The 16,763-nt window shown below is 36.1% G+C and carries 15 protein-coding genes; 1 reads left to right on the top strand and 14 read right to left on the bottom strand.

Going from position 1 to position 16,763, the window contains the following annotated elements; translation table 11 throughout:
* Window positions 1-5: 5 nt before the first annotated feature.
* The 5 genes from BCI01S_RS02810 to yfmF form a co-directional block, all read right to left on the bottom strand.
* Window positions 6-797 (bottom strand): YmfK family protein, encoded by a 792-nt coding sequence (locus tag BCI01S_RS02810; protein ID WP_047940066.1) that lies wholly within the window; start codon window positions 795-797, stop codon window positions 6-8.
* Between the two features lie 440 nt (window positions 798-1,237).
* Window positions 1,238-1,495 carry a DUF3243 domain-containing protein gene (locus BCI01S_RS02815; protein ID WP_047940065.1) on the bottom strand — a complete coding sequence of 86 codons (258 nt, stop codon included), beginning with the start codon at window positions 1,493-1,495 and terminating at the stop codon, window positions 1,238-1,240.
* Between the two features lie 94 nt (window positions 1,496-1,589).
* Entirely contained in the window at window positions 1,590-2,312 is a 723-nt protein-coding gene (ymfI, locus tag BCI01S_RS02820) for an elongation factor P 5-aminopentanone reductase (protein ID WP_047940064.1), read from the bottom strand.
* 83 nt (window positions 2,313-2,395) lie between these two features.
* Window positions 2,396-3,679, bottom strand: a complete 1,284-nt coding sequence (gene yfmH, locus BCI01S_RS02825; protein ID WP_061796646.1) for an EF-P 5-aminopentanol modification-associated protein YfmH — start codon at window positions 3,677-3,679, stop codon at window positions 2,396-2,398.
* Window positions 3,679-4,959, bottom strand: coding sequence for an EF-P 5-aminopentanol modification-associated protein YfmF (gene yfmF / locus BCI01S_RS02830; protein WP_061796648.1), 1,281 nt, complete (start codon window positions 4,957-4,959; stop codon window positions 3,679-3,681). The genes yfmH and yfmF overlap by 1 nt, the downstream gene beginning before the upstream one ends.
* Before the next feature lie 815 nt (window positions 4,960-5,774).
* On the opposite strand from yfmF, the gene gpmA reads away from it, so the two are divergent.
* Window positions 5,775-6,566, top strand: coding sequence for a 2,3-diphosphoglycerate-dependent phosphoglycerate mutase (gpmA, locus tag BCI01S_RS02835; protein ID WP_047940061.1), 792 nt, complete (start codon window positions 5,775-5,777; stop codon window positions 6,564-6,566).
* An 83-nt stretch (window positions 6,567-6,649) separates the two neighbouring features.
* Here the strand turns inward: gpmA and BCI01S_RS02840 are convergent, their stop codons facing one another.
* The 9 genes from BCI01S_RS02840 to BCI01S_RS02880 all read right to left on the bottom strand — a co-directional run bounded on the left by BCI01S_RS02840 (window position 6,650) and on the right by BCI01S_RS02880 (window position 16,482).
* Window positions 6,650-7,612 (bottom strand): ABC transporter permease, encoded by a 963-nt coding sequence (locus tag BCI01S_RS02840; protein WP_061796649.1) that lies wholly within the window; start codon window positions 7,610-7,612, stop codon window positions 6,650-6,652.
* Window positions 7,613-8,671 (bottom strand): ABC transporter permease, encoded by a 1,059-nt coding sequence (locus BCI01S_RS02845; protein ID WP_047940058.1) that lies wholly within the window; start codon window positions 8,669-8,671, stop codon window positions 7,613-7,615.
* On the bottom strand, window positions 8,664-10,199 hold the full coding sequence (locus BCI01S_RS02850) for an ABC transporter ATP-binding protein (RefSeq protein WP_047940057.1): 1,536 nt from the start codon (window positions 10,197-10,199) through the stop codon (window positions 8,664-8,666). The genes BCI01S_RS02845 and BCI01S_RS02850 overlap by 8 nt, the downstream gene beginning before the upstream one ends.
* A 266-nt stretch (window positions 10,200-10,465) precedes the next feature.
* Window positions 10,466-11,533, bottom strand: a complete 1,068-nt coding sequence (locus tag BCI01S_RS02855; RefSeq protein WP_061796650.1) for a BMP family lipoprotein — start codon at window positions 11,531-11,533, stop codon at window positions 10,466-10,468.
* A 66-nt stretch (window positions 11,534-11,599) separates the two neighbouring features.
* A complete protein-coding gene (locus BCI01S_RS02860; protein ID WP_047940055.1) occupies window positions 11,600-12,331 on the bottom strand; it encodes a GntR family transcriptional regulator in 732 nt (243 codons plus the stop codon).
* 367 nt (window positions 12,332-12,698) lie between these two features.
* Window positions 12,699-15,035: a DNA translocase FtsK gene (locus BCI01S_RS02865; protein ID WP_061796651.1), complete on the bottom strand. Its 2,337-nt coding sequence runs from the start codon at window positions 15,033-15,035 to the stop codon at window positions 12,699-12,701.
* A gap of 161 nt (window positions 15,036-15,196) precedes the next feature.
* The gene (locus tag BCI01S_RS02870) at window positions 15,197-15,415 is read right to left on the bottom strand and encodes a hypothetical protein (RefSeq protein ID WP_061796656.1); all 219 of its coding nucleotides are present in this window, start codon (window positions 15,413-15,415) and stop codon (window positions 15,197-15,199) included.
* Window positions 15,416-15,535: 120 nt separating this feature from the next.
* Window positions 15,536-15,748 carry a YlzJ-like family protein gene (locus tag BCI01S_RS02875; RefSeq protein WP_047940053.1) on the bottom strand — a complete coding sequence of 71 codons (213 nt, stop codon included), beginning with the start codon at window positions 15,746-15,748 and terminating at the stop codon, window positions 15,536-15,538.
* Window positions 15,745-16,482, bottom strand: a complete 738-nt coding sequence (locus tag BCI01S_RS02880) for a ClpP family protease (RefSeq protein WP_047940052.1) — start codon at window positions 16,480-16,482, stop codon at window positions 15,745-15,747. Before BCI01S_RS02880 ends, BCI01S_RS02875 begins: the two co-directional genes overlap by 4 nt.
* Between the last annotated feature and the right edge of the window lie 281 nt (window positions 16,483-16,763).

Below are 16,763 nucleotides of genomic sequence, written 5' to 3' on the forward strand. Positions count from 1 at the left end.
AACTACTAAAAATCAAAACCCTCGAATTCACTTTCTAAGGCAAGAGTATTTTTTTTATGAACATCATAAAGAATCTCCTCGCCTGGCTCATGTCTTAGCTCAATAATATAATCAAAATCATCTAAAGTGTATTCTGTATTATGTACAAAGGCATCAGGATGTTCTACTACTTTTATACATGGCAGGCGCATCACTTCTCGAACAACCGCCCAATGTCGCTCATTAATCTGTTTAGAAGAAACAATTCCATCAATGATAAATAAATTGTTTTCATTATATTCTCCCTGCATTAAGGAATGGCGGATAGTCTGCTTTAGCAAAGTAGAACTTACTAAAAGCCATCTCTTATTTGCACAAACGCTTGCAGCTACTATGGACTCCGTTTTACCTACCCGCGGCATCCCTCTAATACCTATTAATTTATGGCCTTCTGTCTTAAATAATTCGGCCATAAAATCTACTAACAATCCTAGCTCATAACGAACAAAGCGAAATGTTTTTTTGTCATCTGCATCTCTCTGAATATAACGACCATGTCTAACTGCAAGTTTATCTCTTAAAGAAGGTTCTCTAAGCTTGATTACTTTTATTGTGTCCATTGTATAGAGAATAGATTCTAACCTTTTTATTTGTTCCTTATTTTTGGCTAACATTAATAAGCCACGCCGTCCATCGTCTACCCCATTAATGGTGATAATATTGATTGAAAGCATCCCTAGTAATGAGGAAATCTCCCCTAGTAGGCCAGGTCGGTTTTTTTGAATTTCGTATTCTAGATACCATTCCTTCTGTTCCAAAAAAATCCTCCTACAACTAGCAAGTGAAATTTTCTAGTCTTTTAACTTCTATCATATAGCAATAGTATAAATAATCAAGAAAAAAGGGGTCAAAATAGAAAAAAAGATGGACTTTTTATAGAAAGGGTGCATTCTAGGAAAATAAGGTATTCTTTTTTATCTAAAATCATTGGTTTCTGCTATTGTTACTTGATTTATTTGCAGGCAATTGCTTCTATTTGTTTCTTCCTTTATTTAAATGAACAGTGTGGAGATATACCTTTTTAATAGAGGAGCTTTTCTCCCTATTTCCTTTTCTATTTTGCTTTCTTGCTTTTGGTCAGACAGGATTCCCATCTATTAAGCATATCATCTTGATTAGAATATTTTTACATAACAAAAGAAAGAAGCTCGATAAATAGCTTTTCTATTTATCGAGCTTCTATGATTGCCACTAATAATTATTTTGTTCCGTTATTATGCACTAATTTTACCATCATATTTGCAATCGCATGCTGTTCTTTTTCATCTGCAACTGACCATAAATCGGATAAAATCTTTTCTTGTTCATTCTTAGGTTGAACTTGATTAGACAGATAATCTCCAATTTGAAAAGCAAGATCTCCTATTGCTTCCTGATTCATTCCCTCATTTTCAGCATGATGAAGACGATCTGCTAAAAAGTCTTTCCATTGATCCCAATTTTCTAAAATAGACATCATGAATTACTCCTTCCATTGCTTAAGTGAATTACATCATTATTTTGGTTTGTTCGATGAAATAATATGCATGAAAATCTTTTGGAAAAGCTATCTATACATGCCATCCCCCATTAAGTGAAAGGACTTGTCCTGTCATATAAGAAGATTTTTCCGATAATAGAAAGGCTACGCTTTCTGCTACTTCTTGCGGACTTCCTAATCTCCCCATCGGGATTTCCTCTGCCATCAACTGCATTTCTTCAGGCGAAAAAGATTGAAGCATGTTCGTTTCAATAGCGCCAGGAGCTACTGCATTCACTCGAATACCATTAAAGGCAACCTCTTTACTTAATGCCTTCACAAAGCTAATCTGGGCGCCCTTTACAGTTGAATAAGCAACTTCCATTGCTGCTCCTACTTGGCCCCATATACTGGTGATCACGATAATATTACCATATTGTCTAGAAAGCATTTTCGGTAATAATGCTTTTGTTATACACATTAATGAATGAACATGGACATTCCATAGGGCTTTCATTTCCCCTTCTTCCAAATCCGTCAATAAACCATATGTACTTATACCACTTGCGTGAACGATTCCATCTATTGTGAAAATACTTTCGAGAATTTTTTGATAGTCATTTTCTTGTTGTAAATCTGCTTGTATAGGTAAGTATTCTCCGCCATTCACTGCTAGAACTTCTAATAATTCCTTTATTGCTTTTTCATTTTGATGATAATGTAAGTAAAGAGAATAGCCTTCTTTTGCTAATTGTTTTGCAATTGCTTGTCCAATCCCACCAGATGCACCGGTAATTAAAATCCATTTCCCCATTTTTTTCTCACTCCATATACTTTTACCTATAAATCTAAACAGCAACAGACACAAAGAAATAAATTTCTTTGTGTCTGCCATCATTATTTCGGCACTACTTGGCAAGATGTTAGTCTTTCTTCTGCTAAAAATTTATTAGCCGCATTTTTTATATCCTCTACTGTTATTTCTTCGACAGCAGGCACCACATCAAATAAATTCATTTCATTGAAAGCATAGCGTGTAAATTGGTTAGCGATATATTCTGGTGAATTAATCGCACGTAAGAAAGCGCCAATTTTCTTTTTCTTCGTTCTTTCTAACGTCTCGCTGGCGAAATCCATTGTTTTAGCTTTCATTAAAATTTCTTTAATTGCAGCTTCTAACCGATCAGGATCACTCGTATCCCCACCAATCATCGCAAATCCAAATCCGTGCTCCTGTGTGTAATCATAAGAAAAAGTATCATCAATTAAGCCTTCTTGGAAAAGATTTTGGTAGTTTTCAGAGCTTTCACTAAATAGGAAATCTAATAATAAATTGATGCTCCACTCTTGTTTCATCATTTCTTTTCCGGACTGCTCTACATTGATTCCTTTTATCCCAACAAGACATTTAGAAGTGTGGACGTTCATTTTTAAAACTTGCTTGTCCTTATTAACATGTGCAGGCTCTTCTTTAAATTTACGTTGAATTTCACTATGATTTGTATAGTCTTTTTTACTTTGATTTTCTCTTATCTGAGCCATATATTCCTCTGGATCAACAGGTCCTACAATGAAAAGAAGCATATTGCTTGGGTGGTAGAACGTATTATAGCACTCATACAACATATCTTTTGTGATATGTGAGATGGATTCAATCGTTCCAGCAATATCAATTTTCACAGGATGATGGACATACATATTTTCAATTAATCCAAAATAAAGGCGCCAATCTGGATTATCATCATACATCGTAATTTCTTGTCCGATAATTCCTTTTTCTTTTTCTACCGTTTTCTCCGTAAAGTATGGCTCCTGTACAAAATTAATAAGCGTTTCCAGATTTTTCGCTACATTAGAGGTACTAGAAAACAAATAGGCTGTTCTTGTAAAAGACGTAAAAGCGTTAGCACTTGCCCCCTGTTTACTAAAATCTTGAAAAACGTCACCTTCTTCTTTTTCAAAAAGCTTATGCTCTAAGAAATGAGCAATTCCATCAGGAACTTGAGTGAATTCGGATCCCTCAAGAGGAATAAAGGTGTTATCTACAGAACCATAGTTTGTTGTGAATGTACAAAACGTCTTATTAAACCCTTTTTTCGGCAAAATATATACCTTTAAGCCATTTGCTAATTTTTCATAATATAGCTCTTCTTGCAATTGAGCAAATTCTATTTTTTCCATTATGCATTTCCCTCCGATCCCGTTAAGAAATAAATGGTGTCTAGTTCGATCTTTTTAGCGGCAGCAATGATTTCCTCTCTGGAAACTTTACTCATATATTGAAGCCAATCACCCATCTCTACATAATTATCACTTACGCTATTATGGTAGAACAGTTCAATCATGCCACGGGATGTATCCAATGTTTCCAGCATTTGATTATGAATCACCGCTTTTGTCTGCATTATTTCTTGATCGGAAAATTCGCCTTTTTTCATTAACTCCATTTGTTCCTTAATAATCTTTACTGCCTTATCATAATTGTTATTATCTATTCCTGACATTACTAAAAGCAATCCTTTATGACTCTCTAAACGACTTGCTGCATAATAGGCAAGACTTTCTTTTTCCCTGACATTAATAAATAGCTTAGAATGCGAGAACCCGCCATAAATACCATTAAGTACTTGAAGGGCAAAATATTCAGGATCTCCATAAACTATATTTGTGCGGAATCCCATATTTAGTTTTCCTTGTTTAATATCTTGAACTTCACGAACCTCTTTTACTTCCCTAGTTTCATACGTTTTTCTACGATCAATTGATTGTGCAGTTCTTTCTTTAAATGGAAATAAATCCTCAATATATGCTCCTATCTCTTCTTCTTTAATATCGCCGACCATATACAAATCAATCTGATCCTCTGCTAACGCTTTTGTATAATAGGCGTAAAGGGATTGTGGGGTAATGCTGTCAACCTCATCCTTTTCACCGTACACACTTAGTGCATAAGGCTCGTTTTCACACATAACATCAATTACCCGTTGATTCGAATATCGCATTTTATCGTCATAGATGGATTGAATTCTTTGCTTTAATGCACGTTTTTCATTCTCTATAACATTTTGGTCAAAACCACTTTCTGATACATTTGGCTGAAAGATTACCTCAGATAAAAATTCCAAGCCTTTTTTTAATAAAGGAGCTGGGTCTGAGAGAAACTTTTCATTTGCAATTTCTAAGGAGAAAGAAACAATGTGGTATTCCCCTTTTTTAGCAAGATCGATAAAAAAAGTAGCTCCGTACAATTCTTCTATAAAGGAACGAAGCTTTGCCGTTGTCGGATATTTCTTTGTACTATTTTGCATCACATAAGGAAGAAGGGCCCTGTGTGTGGAATTTTCTTTTGTAATAGGGGTCCGCCATTTCACCACAATCGTATTCGTTTTAAATTTTTCAGTCTTGACTGTATGTAATTGAAAGCCGCTATATTTTGTAATTTTTTCCGTTGCTATGCTCATAACATACCTCCTCATATACTTACACTAATCATACACTACTTACTAGTATTAACTCTATTTATATGGTTATTCTCATAAAGTCTAGATTAGGATGATTTTCCTCTAAACTTATATCTTTCTCCTTTGCTTATTTCTATTCCTTCTTTATCATATAGCTTAAACTTATAATAATAGGATTTTGCCTCTATTTCTGAAAGTCTTTCATCGACGTTCCCATTGAAAAATTGCCTAAAGATACCTTTTTCTCTCCTTCCACTCATTATGAATGATTAAGTCAATCGAACGAACACTTGCCCCACCCCATCTGATAATAAAAAGAAAGAGTGGTGTTCGTTCACCCTCGATTGAAATCGTGTAGCTAGTTACTCCTTTACTCAGCTCTCTATCAAAGCTCTTACCAAGCTAGGTATAGTTGCCTTTGGAATGTTTTTCAAACTTAATAGCTCCCTAGCCCTCCCCATTTGTAAAACCAGCGATTCTAGTCTTTTCTGTATCGAAAATATCAATAAATTTCAGATTAGTTCCTTAATCAACCTTCTTAATAGAACTTCATCATTACCATAAATTGGTCCATTCCATAATAGTCCGATTACAAGGATAAGCAATATACTACTAAATAAAAATAATAGATTTTTTACGCTCATATATTTTCCTAACTTTATAAAAAATTAATTAAATCAATTATCAATCAAAAAAAAGTTTATTCAATAATAGCGAAGAAAATAATTCTAAATTATACTTTTTCCTTTAAAAGGACGATTATTTCCATGAAAACAGGAAAAAAATAAAGAAAAGAAGAAAGGGAGAGATGCACAATGCCAAAGCTTGTTTTGATTCGCCATGGAGAAAGTCTTTGGAATGTGGAAAATCGCTTTACTGGTTGGACAGATATTGAACTATCAGAAAAAGGGTTAACAGAAGCAAGGGAAGCTGGAATTATTCTCAATCATAACGGATACACATTTGATATTGCATATACATCCTATTTAAAAAGAGCTATTCGGACATTATGGATTATTCTCGATGAAATGGATAGCATGTGGATTCCTATACATAAAACGTGGAAATTAAATGAACGGCATTATGGTGCTTTGCAAGGATTAAATAAAAAAGAAACAGCTGATCAATATGGGCTTGACCAAGTTCAAAAATGGAGAAGATCCATGGATATCAGACCACCAGCTTTAAATAAAGATGATCCCCGCTACAATATCGACGATCCAAGGTATCAACAGCTCGAAGAAGGCGAATTTCCTTTAACAGAAAGTCTTGCCGATACGGAGAAAAGAGTCCTAACTTTCTGGGATCAAGAAATTGCACCCATGCTACACAATAATAAAAAAGTAATAATTGCAGCTCATGGTAATACAATTCGCGCTATTATTCAGTATTTAGATAATGTTTCACCTGACGGAATTGCGTCTTTAAACATTCCAACAAGCATTCCATTAGTATATGAATTAGATGATAATTCCTTAAAACCTATTCGCCATTATTATTTAGATATGAACGGCGAAGTTCCTGCCGATGTGATTCCTAAACATATTCCAATTGATTTATTGGATAAAGAAATTAAAACGAAGGCAATTAATACACATGAGGAATAAAAAACACCCCAAAAGTTAGAATTGGTTCGTCTAACTTTTGGGGTGCACATCATTAGAAGTCTCTTTTTTATTTTCCCAAAGGATTATCTGCTACCTTTAATATAAGGAACACCAGAAGCTTTTGGTGCATCTGCACGACCGATAAAGCCTGTTAATGCAATAATAGTTAATACATATGGTGCAATTAACAAGTAAACGCTCGGGATGTTTTCTAAGAACGGTAAGCTGCTTCCAACAATACTTAAGCTTTGAGCAAAACCAAAGAAAATCGCAGCTCCCATTGCTCCAAGCGGATTCCATTTTCCGAAGATCAGGGCGGCAAGTGCCATGAATCCTTGTCCGCTAATGGTCGCATGGGTAAAATCATTTGTAATCGACTGGGCAAATACGCCGCCGCCGATTCCACCAAATGCACCAGAAAGAATAACCGCAATATAACGCATTTTGGTTACGTTAATGCCCATTGTATCTGCAGCCATCGGATGCTCTCCAACAGAACGAAGACGCAAGCCGAATGGCGTTTTATACATAACGAACCAAACAATAACAGCAACAACAATTGCTAAGTAAGAAGTCCAATATGTATTAGAGAAAAATAAGTCTCCAATCACAGGGATGTCCTTTAATAGCGGAATATCAATTTTCTTAAAGCTATAACGAATGGTACCTGTTTGTCCCTTTCCATCATAGATTAATTTTACTAAGAACATAGCAAGACCAGCTGCTAGTAGATTAATCGCTACACCAGAAACCGTTTGGTCGGCACGGAATGTAATACTTGCCACTGCATGAAGTATCGAGAATAGAGCACCGACAACCATTGCGACAAGCAAAGAAACCCATGGTGTCCAAGCGCCAAGACTATCAGCAAATGTTAAATTAAAAACAATGGAGGAGAAAGCTCCCATTACCATTAAACCCTCTAGTCCAATATTAACTACCCCTGCTCTTTCAGAAAAATTCCCGCCAAGCGCAGTAAAAATTAGTGGAGCAGCAAACAATAGCGAAGAAGGTATGACAATTAATAATACGTCCATTAATCCCATTTACTTCTCCCCCTTTTTACTTTTATTTTTACTCAATCGTTCTAAGAATAAGCGAATCATATAGCTTGAAGCAACAAAGAAAACGATTAAAGCAATAATGATATCAACCATCTCATTCGGTACTCCAGCTTCAAGCGGCATATTTAGCGCCCCTACTTTTAAGAAACCGAACAAGCATGCAGCAAGCAAGATTCCGACTGGGCCATTTGCTCCAAGTAAAGCAACGGCAATCCCATCAAATCCAACCCCTGTAAATCCACCTTTATTACTCACATATTCAAATGTTCCTAAACCTTCCATTGCTCCTGCAAGACCTGCAAAAGCACCAGAAATGACCATAGAAAGAATGATATTACGGTTAACATTCATACCAGCATATTGGGAGGCATTCTGATTAAAACCAACAGACTTTAATTCATATCCTTTTACTGTTTTCTCTAAGATAATCCACATAAGTATAGCGCATCCAACCGCAATTAAAATTCCCCAGTGCATACGGGAATAGTCTGTTAAGCTTTCTAAGAACCCAGAACGCAGACTAGCAGTTGGCGCAATATTTTCTGTACGGTCTGCTTTATCTGTAAGCACGTTTCGGATTAAATAGTTGGATACATGTAATGCGACATAGTTCATCATAATACTTACGATAACTTCATGAACTCTAAATCGTGCCTTTAAAAAGCCTGGTACAAATGCCCACAGCGCACCAGCAGCAGCAGCAGCTAATACAGCAAGTGGTAAATGAATAATTTTTGGTAAATCAAAGGAAATCCCTACCCAAACTGCAGCAAGCCAGCCAACAATTAATTGCCCTTCAACCCCAATATTGAATAATCCGGTGCGAAAAGCGAAGGCAACTGCAAGACCTGCAAGAATCAACGGAGTGATTTGGCGCACTACTTCTCCAGTGAAATAAATATCTCCAAACGCTCCATTCCAAAGGGCTGTATATGCATCCGCAGGATTATAACCTGTTGCAAACATGATAATCGTCCCAACAATAACCCCTAACAATACGGCAATAATTGGAATACTAATTTTCTTTATTGTATTAGACATTATTCTCCACACCCACTTTTTTAGCTTTCGATCCTGCCATTAATAAACCTAGCTCTTGTTCTGTTGTTGTTTTTGGATCCACTGTTGCAATAATTTCTCCATCAAAAATAACAGCAATGCGGTCACTGACATTTAAAATTTCATCTAATTCAAAGGATATTAATAATACCGCTTTTCCTTTATCTCTTTGTTCGATTAATCGTCGATGAATAAATTCAATTGCACCTACATCCAGTCCCCTAGTTGGCTGGGCAGCAATAAGCAAATCAGGGTCACGATCTACTTCTCTACCAATGATTGCCTTCTGCTGGTTACCCCCAGAGAGAGCTCTCGCTGGTGTGTGTATACTTGGTGTACGGACATCAAATTCTTCAATTAACTTGCTCGCTTTTTTCTCGATTTCACCTTGATTTAAAAAGCCATATTTAGAAAATGGGCTTTTGTAATAGGTCTGTAAAGCCATATTTTGTCCAATCGAAAAGTCAAGTACTAAACCGTGTTTATGTCGATCCTGCGGAATATGACCAATCCCACTTTCTGTAATTTTCCGTGGAGAAAGTACACTGATTTCTTTGCCGTTAAGGGTAATACTTCCACTGTTTTTCTTCATTAAGCCAGTAATCGCCTCAATCAACTCTGATTGACCATTGCCATCTACCCCAGCAATCCCCACAATCTCACCTGCTTTAACATCTAGGTTAAGAGAGTTGACTACATGGACACCACGACTATCTTTTACAGTTAAATCAGAAATTTTTAATACTGTTTCTTTCGGATTTGGTGCTTTTTTTTCTGTTTTAAAGGAAACTTCACGGCCAACCATTAAGTTTGCAAGCTCATTTTGGTTTGTATCTTTTACATTATAAGTGCCAATGCCTTCCCCTTTTCTGATAACCGTAACACGGTCACATACTTCCATAATTTCTTTTAATTTATGGGTAATGAGGATAATGGACTTGCCCTCTTGAATTAACTTACGGAAGATACCAATTAATTCGGCAATTTCCTGCGGAGTTAAAACAGCTGTCGGCTCATCAAAAATCAAAATTTCTGCTCCGCGATATAACGTTTTTAAGATTTCTACTCTTTGTTGCATTCCAACAGAAATATTAGCAATCTTCGCTTTCGGATCAACTGCCAATCCATAACGCTCTGAAATTTCCTGTACTTCTCTTTCTGCTTTTTTTAAATCGATTTTTCCTTTGCTGACTGTTTCTTTTCCTAAAATAATATTTTCCGTCACCGTAAAGGTGTCAATCAACATAAAATGCTGATGAACCATTCCGATTCCTAAATCATTCGCAATATTTGGATTAGAAATATTTACGACTTTCCCACGCGCACGAATTTCCCCTTTTTCTGGCTGATATAGACCAAAAAGAACATTCATTAGCGTAGATTTTCCTGCACCATTTTCCCCTAAAAGTGCGTGAATCTCACCTTTTTTTACTTGAAGGGTAATATTGTTGTTTGCAACAATACCAGGGAATTCTTTACGAATATTTAACATCTCGATTACATATTCCATCTAATCCACTCCTTCTTACTTACCTTACAAGATAAATGTTATAAAGCTTAAAATACACGTATGATGTCAAAGAATTTTATTTTCTAAAACAATCCACAAAGGAAATTATGTAATTTTTATATTACGATAATTTCGACATATAAAATTTTTAATAAAGACTAGAATTAAACTTCTACTCTTTAGTTAAAATTCTATTTTTTGTCGTAAAAAAGGAATAAGTGTTTGCCATGCAAACCACTTATTCCTGGAAAATTAGCAATTGCTATTTACTTAACAGTATCAGGAACAGTGTACTCACCGTTTTTAATTTTAGCAGTCCATTCTTCAACAGCAGCATCAATTTCAGCTTTCTTTTTAACTTCTTCATTAATTGGTGCAAGACCAACACCATCTTCTTTTAAGCCATAAACAGTAGTTTCGCCACCTGGGAATTTACCGTCTTTTGCTTTAGTTGAAATATCTTGTACCGCTGTGGAAACACCTTTTAATGCAGAAGTTAACACAATGTTGTGGTCTCCTACAACACCTTCTGCTGCTTGATCAGAGTCAACACCGATTGCCCAAATATATTTTGAAGGGTCTTTTTCTTTTAAATCACGAGCTTCAGAGAATAATCCAGCACCAGTACCACCAGAAGCATGGAATACTACATCTGCGCCTGAAGAGTACATCTTACTTGCAATTGTTTTACCAAGTTCAGGTTTATCAAATGCACCAGCATATTGTACGTCTACCTTAATATTAGGGTCTACTGCTTTAACGCCATCAACGAATCCAGCTTCGAAGCGTCCAATTACATCTCCTTCTACCCCGCCAATAAATCCAATCTTTTTAGATTCGGTTGCATGAGCTGCTGCAACACCAGCTAAGAAAGAAGCTTCTTGTTCTTTAAAAGTAATGCTTGCTACATTAGGTTGGTTAACTACAGCATCAACAATTGCAAAATGTGCATCTTTTTGTTGTTGAGAAATTTCTGAAATTGCACCTTCCATTAAAAATCCGATTCCAAATACCAAATTATAGCCTTGACGAGATAAATTATTTAAATTAGTAGCATAATCTGAATCTGACTGTGATTGTTGGTAATCAATACCATTACCTTTTGATAAGCCATTCTCTTTACCAAATGCTTGTAAACCTTCCCAAGCTGATTGGTTAAATGATTTATCATCAACACCACCGACATCTGTTACCATTGCAACTTTAAATGAGTCTTTCTCTTTATCCCCATCTGCTGCTTTATCGTTACCTTTGTCATTACTTCCGCAAGCACTTAATACAGTTCCAGCAGCTAGTACTAAAGATAGTGCTAAGCCAAATTTACGCTTCTTCAAAGCTTGTACCCCCTAGACTTTTTATTGTTATTTAGTCAAATTTTATACGATTAGTCTGTTCAGCTTCTACGAGTATATTCGTTTTCTTAATACTTGAAAGCTAAACTTATCGGATCGAAAATAATTTACTGAATAAAGAATCGGTTCATCCTTCTCATCATAATGCATCTGTTTTAATACAAGCAGTGCAGTTTCTGGTTCACATTGCAGAATGGGAGATACCTTATCGTGATATCCTATCGGCTCGATTTGTGCAACAGCGTATGTAATATGTCTTTGACTATCCGATTCCAAGAACTGAAAAATCGATTCTTGATCGTATGAAAATCGCTCAGGCAAAAATTTCTGTGGCAATTTATCTATACAATAAACAACCGGTTCGCCATTAGCTGTTCGAACTCTTTCGATAACGAGCAGTTCATCCCCTTGTAATGCAGAGAAGCGTGTCGAGTCTTCTTCAGTAGCGAACATCGTGTTTGAGCTTAGAAATATAGTGCCTGGATTCATACCTGCCTGCTTAATCATATTCGTGACACTATTCAATTGTTCTATGCCAGAATTAAACAATGGTTTACAGTTAACAAAAGTGCCAACACCATGTCTTCTGACAATGACATTTTCTTCTTCCAATGTACGCAGTGCCTCTCTTAAAGTGGCCCGGCTCACACCTAAAGTTTTTGCAAGCTCGAATTCTGAGGGGAATTTTTCTTTTTCTTTATAAATTCCTAACTCAATATCTTTTTTTAGACGATCTACTACTTGCAAATATAAATGTCTCGTATCCGATTTAATTAGCATATGATGTTCCTCCAAACATTTCTAAGACATCAGACCTCTGATGTTCAATCATTCCTACTAATCGAAAATACTATAACACTTTTTTCCTAATAAATAAATAGACTTTTAAGAATTTCGTCGAAAAAATACAGAAATGAGTAATTGTTCGGAAATCAACCGTTTTCTTTTGTATATTATTGTAAAAATAATGCATTGTTTTGTTATTTTTTCTTACATATCTTGAATGAATGTTCAGAATATACGCTAAAAAAGGACTTGAAATAGGTTATACTATTTCAAGTCCTTTTCTAAAAAATATGATTGTTTCTCTCATAACCGGTTCATTTTTTGTCCTATATGTTGGTTGAATTCAATTCATCTGCTATTATTACTGCATATTTATTTCTTCGGAACTTTTAGGCACAAGAACTGTTCTTGGTTTACTGCCCTCATATGGTCCAACTACCCCACGGGCTTCCATTTCATCGATTAATCTAGCTGCTCTCGTATAGCCAATCCGGAACCTTCTTTGTAACATACTAACAGAAGCTGTTTGCATTTCAACAATTAGTTCAACTGCTTCATGATATAGTTCGTCTTCTACAGCTCCTGTAACTTCCACAATTTCATCTGGAATCATTTCCTCTTGATATTGTGCTTTTTGCTGACCAATCACAAAATCAACCACTTCTTCCACCTCTTCATCGGACAAGAACGCTCCTTGTACTCGCACAGGTTTGCTTGCCCCATAAGGGAAGAATAGCATATCTCCTCTTCCTAATAGCTTTTCGGCTCCTCCCATATCTAATATGGTACGAGAATCCGTCTGAGAGGAAACAGCGAACGCAATTCGTGATGGAATATTTGCTTTAATAACTCCTGTAATAACATCAACTGAAGGTCGCTGAGTGGCAATAATTAGATGAATTCCGGCTGCACGGGCCATTTGTGCAAGTCGTGTAATGGCATCCTCTACATCAGATGATGCTACCATCATTAAGTCAGCAAGCTCGTCTACAATCACCACGATAAATGGCAATAGTGGCTGCTTTTCTTGTTCCTCTGCATTTATTCGTTTAATATACTCATTATAGCCTTCTATATTTCTTGTCCCTGTATGGGAGAATAAGTCGTATCTTCTCTCCATTTCACTAACAACCTTCATTAATGCCTGTGATGCCTTTTTTGGATTTGTCACAACAGGGGCAAGCAAATGAGGGACTCCATTATATACATTTAATTCAACCATTTTCGGATCAATCATCATTAGCTTTACTTCATGAGGTTTTGCTCTCATCAATATACTTGTAATAATCCCGTTAATACAGACAGATTTACCACTTCCTGTTGCTCCGGCAACAAGTAAATGGGGCATTTTATTTAATTCCGCGCATACGGCTTCCCCTGTGATATCTCGTCCAAAAGCAATCATCAGCTTCGAATCAGGCTTATCATTTTTACTTGATTCCAATACTTCTCTTAGTGACACAACAGCAACTTCAGAGTTGGGCACTTCAATCCCGATTGCTGATTTTCCAGGAATAGGTGCTTCAATGCGAATATCCTTTGCTGCAAGAGCTAAAGCTAAATCATCGCTTAAATTAACAATTTTACTTACTTTTACCCCTTCGCTTGGATGAACTTCATACTTCGTTACCGCAGGTCCTAAGTGAACCTCTGTTACTCTAGCTTTTACGCCAAAGCTATGAAAGGTTCTTTCTAATTTAGCAGCGTTTGCGTGAATTTGCTCATATTCCCCACTCTGATCTGCCTTTCTCGGCAACGTTAATAGTTTTAAAGGCGGGAGTTCATAATCCTTATTTTCTACTTCTGTAAAAGTTATTGGTACGACATCACCTATATCGGTTTGTTCTTCTGGCGAATCTGCCAACAAGTCTTCCTGAATGACTTCTTCCTGATAGGCTCTTTCGGCAAAGGTATTAATAATTGGCTCTTGTATGTATGGCTCTTCCTCTTGAGGCGGAGTGTTCACAATAATAGAAGCATTCGTATTTTCCTTAGACTGCTGATTTTCGCGTCTTGCTTGTTTTTCTGCCTTCCGCTTTTCTTTATTTTTTTGAATCGATTCTTTCCAGTCTTTCATATCTTGCTTAAACGCTTCCCATTGATCTTGGAAAAAATTCCAGATACTTGATATAACTTTTTTAAAAGCACCACTTAACGTTTTACCAGTAAGCAGGATAAAACCGATCACAATCACGATAAAGCTGATAATCTGAGTACCTACCGTGTCGAATAAATAATGAAATAATGCAAATAAAACGGCACCAATCATACCACCGCCTAAATCGACATTAGTAGCCTCTTTATTCACTTCCATCCAAAATAATTCCCATGTATTGAATATAACACTTGGGTTTTGAAAAGCGCCTTGGCTTGCTAGCAACTTAAATAGTGTTACATGGCTAAGTAATAAAATTGCACTGACAATTAAATAAATTCCATTTAATTTCGTATGAAACATATAAGGCTTTTCTCTTTTCCACATTAAATAACCACTGTATACGATAAGGCCTATTAGGCAAAGCATATACCACTCTCCAAAAAAGAAACGGAAAAAAGAAACCATTGTTTTCCCAACCGCACCGAGTTGTAAAATAGAGATAAAACTCAACGCCATAAGAAGCAGGGCTGCAAGTTCATATTGTATCGTTAATTTAAGATGTTGTTTTTTTCTTGTTTTTCTTTTTTTCCTTTTTGCCATTTGATCACCTAATATTTAAAAAGTATCTTTCTCTTTTGTAGTAAAGAAGCAGCCTTAGGCTGCTTCTTTGTTGTTCCTATATTATAACATAGTTTATAAAGGGAAACTTCTTTCCGAAGTTTTTTTATCCTTTGCTGTCTTATAGAAAAAAGTATGTTTGCTCATGCTTTTTGGTTTGGCTGATTTGTTGTGTGCTTTGGCTGATATTTTGCTCGTTTGGCTGATTTGCTGCCTGTTTTGGCTGATATTTTGCTCGTTTGGCTGATTTGCTGCCTGTTTTGGCTGATATTTTGCTCGTTTGGCTGATTTGCTGCCTGTTTTGGCTGATATTTTGCTCGTTTGGCTGATTTGCTGCCTGTTTTGGCTGATATTTTGCTCATTTGGCTGATTTGCCGCCTGCTTCAGCTGATATCCTGCCAACTCTAGCTAAAAAAGCAAAATACTAGATAAGTTTTTCCCCCTATCATTCCCTATTATCAACTTTTTTAATAAAAAAGCAATTAAATGGTTGGAATTTTTGCTCCTGGCTGCATTTCTGTCTGCAGAAAATGATTGGGATCGGTGCTAAGTATTCTTATGACTTCATATTCATTTGACTCATTTCTAGCTACTAATAAAGGAATGCCATTATAATGAATAACTTGGTGTTTTTCATAGATATCTTGGCTCATTGGAAAAATCAATTCTTCTGGCATCATTGTATACATAATCATTGGATAATCCCTTCATTCTGTTCTTTATTGACATCAATCAACTCATTGAGCTTTTTCATCGCATCCCCGACTCCGCCAACAGAGTCAATAAGTCCAGAAGTAACAGCATCATTTCCAATTACATTTGTTCCAATATCTCTTGTTAAATTTCCTTTTGCAAACATCAGGTCTTTAAAATTTTCTTCTGTAATTTTAGAATGCTTGGTCACAAAATTAACCACTCTCTCTTGCATTTTATCTAAGTATTCAAAGGTCTGTGGTACTCCAATAACCAGACCTGTTAAACGAATAGGATGGATTGTCATCGTTGCTGTTTCTGCAATATAGGAATAATCACAGGAAACAGCAATTGGAACACCAATTGAGTGCCCACCTCCTAAAACAAGGGAAACAGTTGGTTTAGACAGAGAAGCAAGCATTTCAGAAATAGCTAATCCTGCTTCTACATCCCCTCCTACTGTATTCAAAATGACAAGAACCCCTTCAATCTTAGGATTTTGTTCGATTGCTACAATTTGTGGAATCAGATGCTCATATTTCGTTGTTTTATTTTGAGGCGGTAATTGTAAATGGCCTTCGATTTGACCAACAATGGTTAAACAATGTATTTTTGAATCTTGAGAAAGCTGTGGTACATTAGTTTGTCCCAGCTGTTGAATTTTTTCCATTAAGCTTGATGGTTTATCCTCATTTGGCTTTTCATCAGGCTGATTATTATTGTTAACTGAAACCATAAAGTTCTCCCTTCCTAAAACCATAATAATCTTAGTATGAAGCGAGAAACACTATTTCATGCGGGCGAAATCGAAAAGTCAATAAGTCGCTTTTACTTCTGGAATAAATTCTAATTAAAAGCTTTTCAGAAAAATTCTTGTTAGAAGTCTCTTCCGACCTTTGGCTAAGCAGCGGTCCCCACGGTTCATCTAAATCCCAAGGAAGCTTCTCCTTTTTCAATTCAAACTCTTCTTAGATTTAAGCACGGCTAGTCCCAAACAAACTAAAAGCCCCCTTATCT

The sequence above is a fragment of the Niallia circulans NBRC 13626 genome (assembly GCF_001591585.1).
In the GTDB taxonomy this organism is placed as follows: Bacteria; Bacillota; Bacilli; order Bacillales; family Cytobacillaceae; genus Niallia; species Niallia circulans.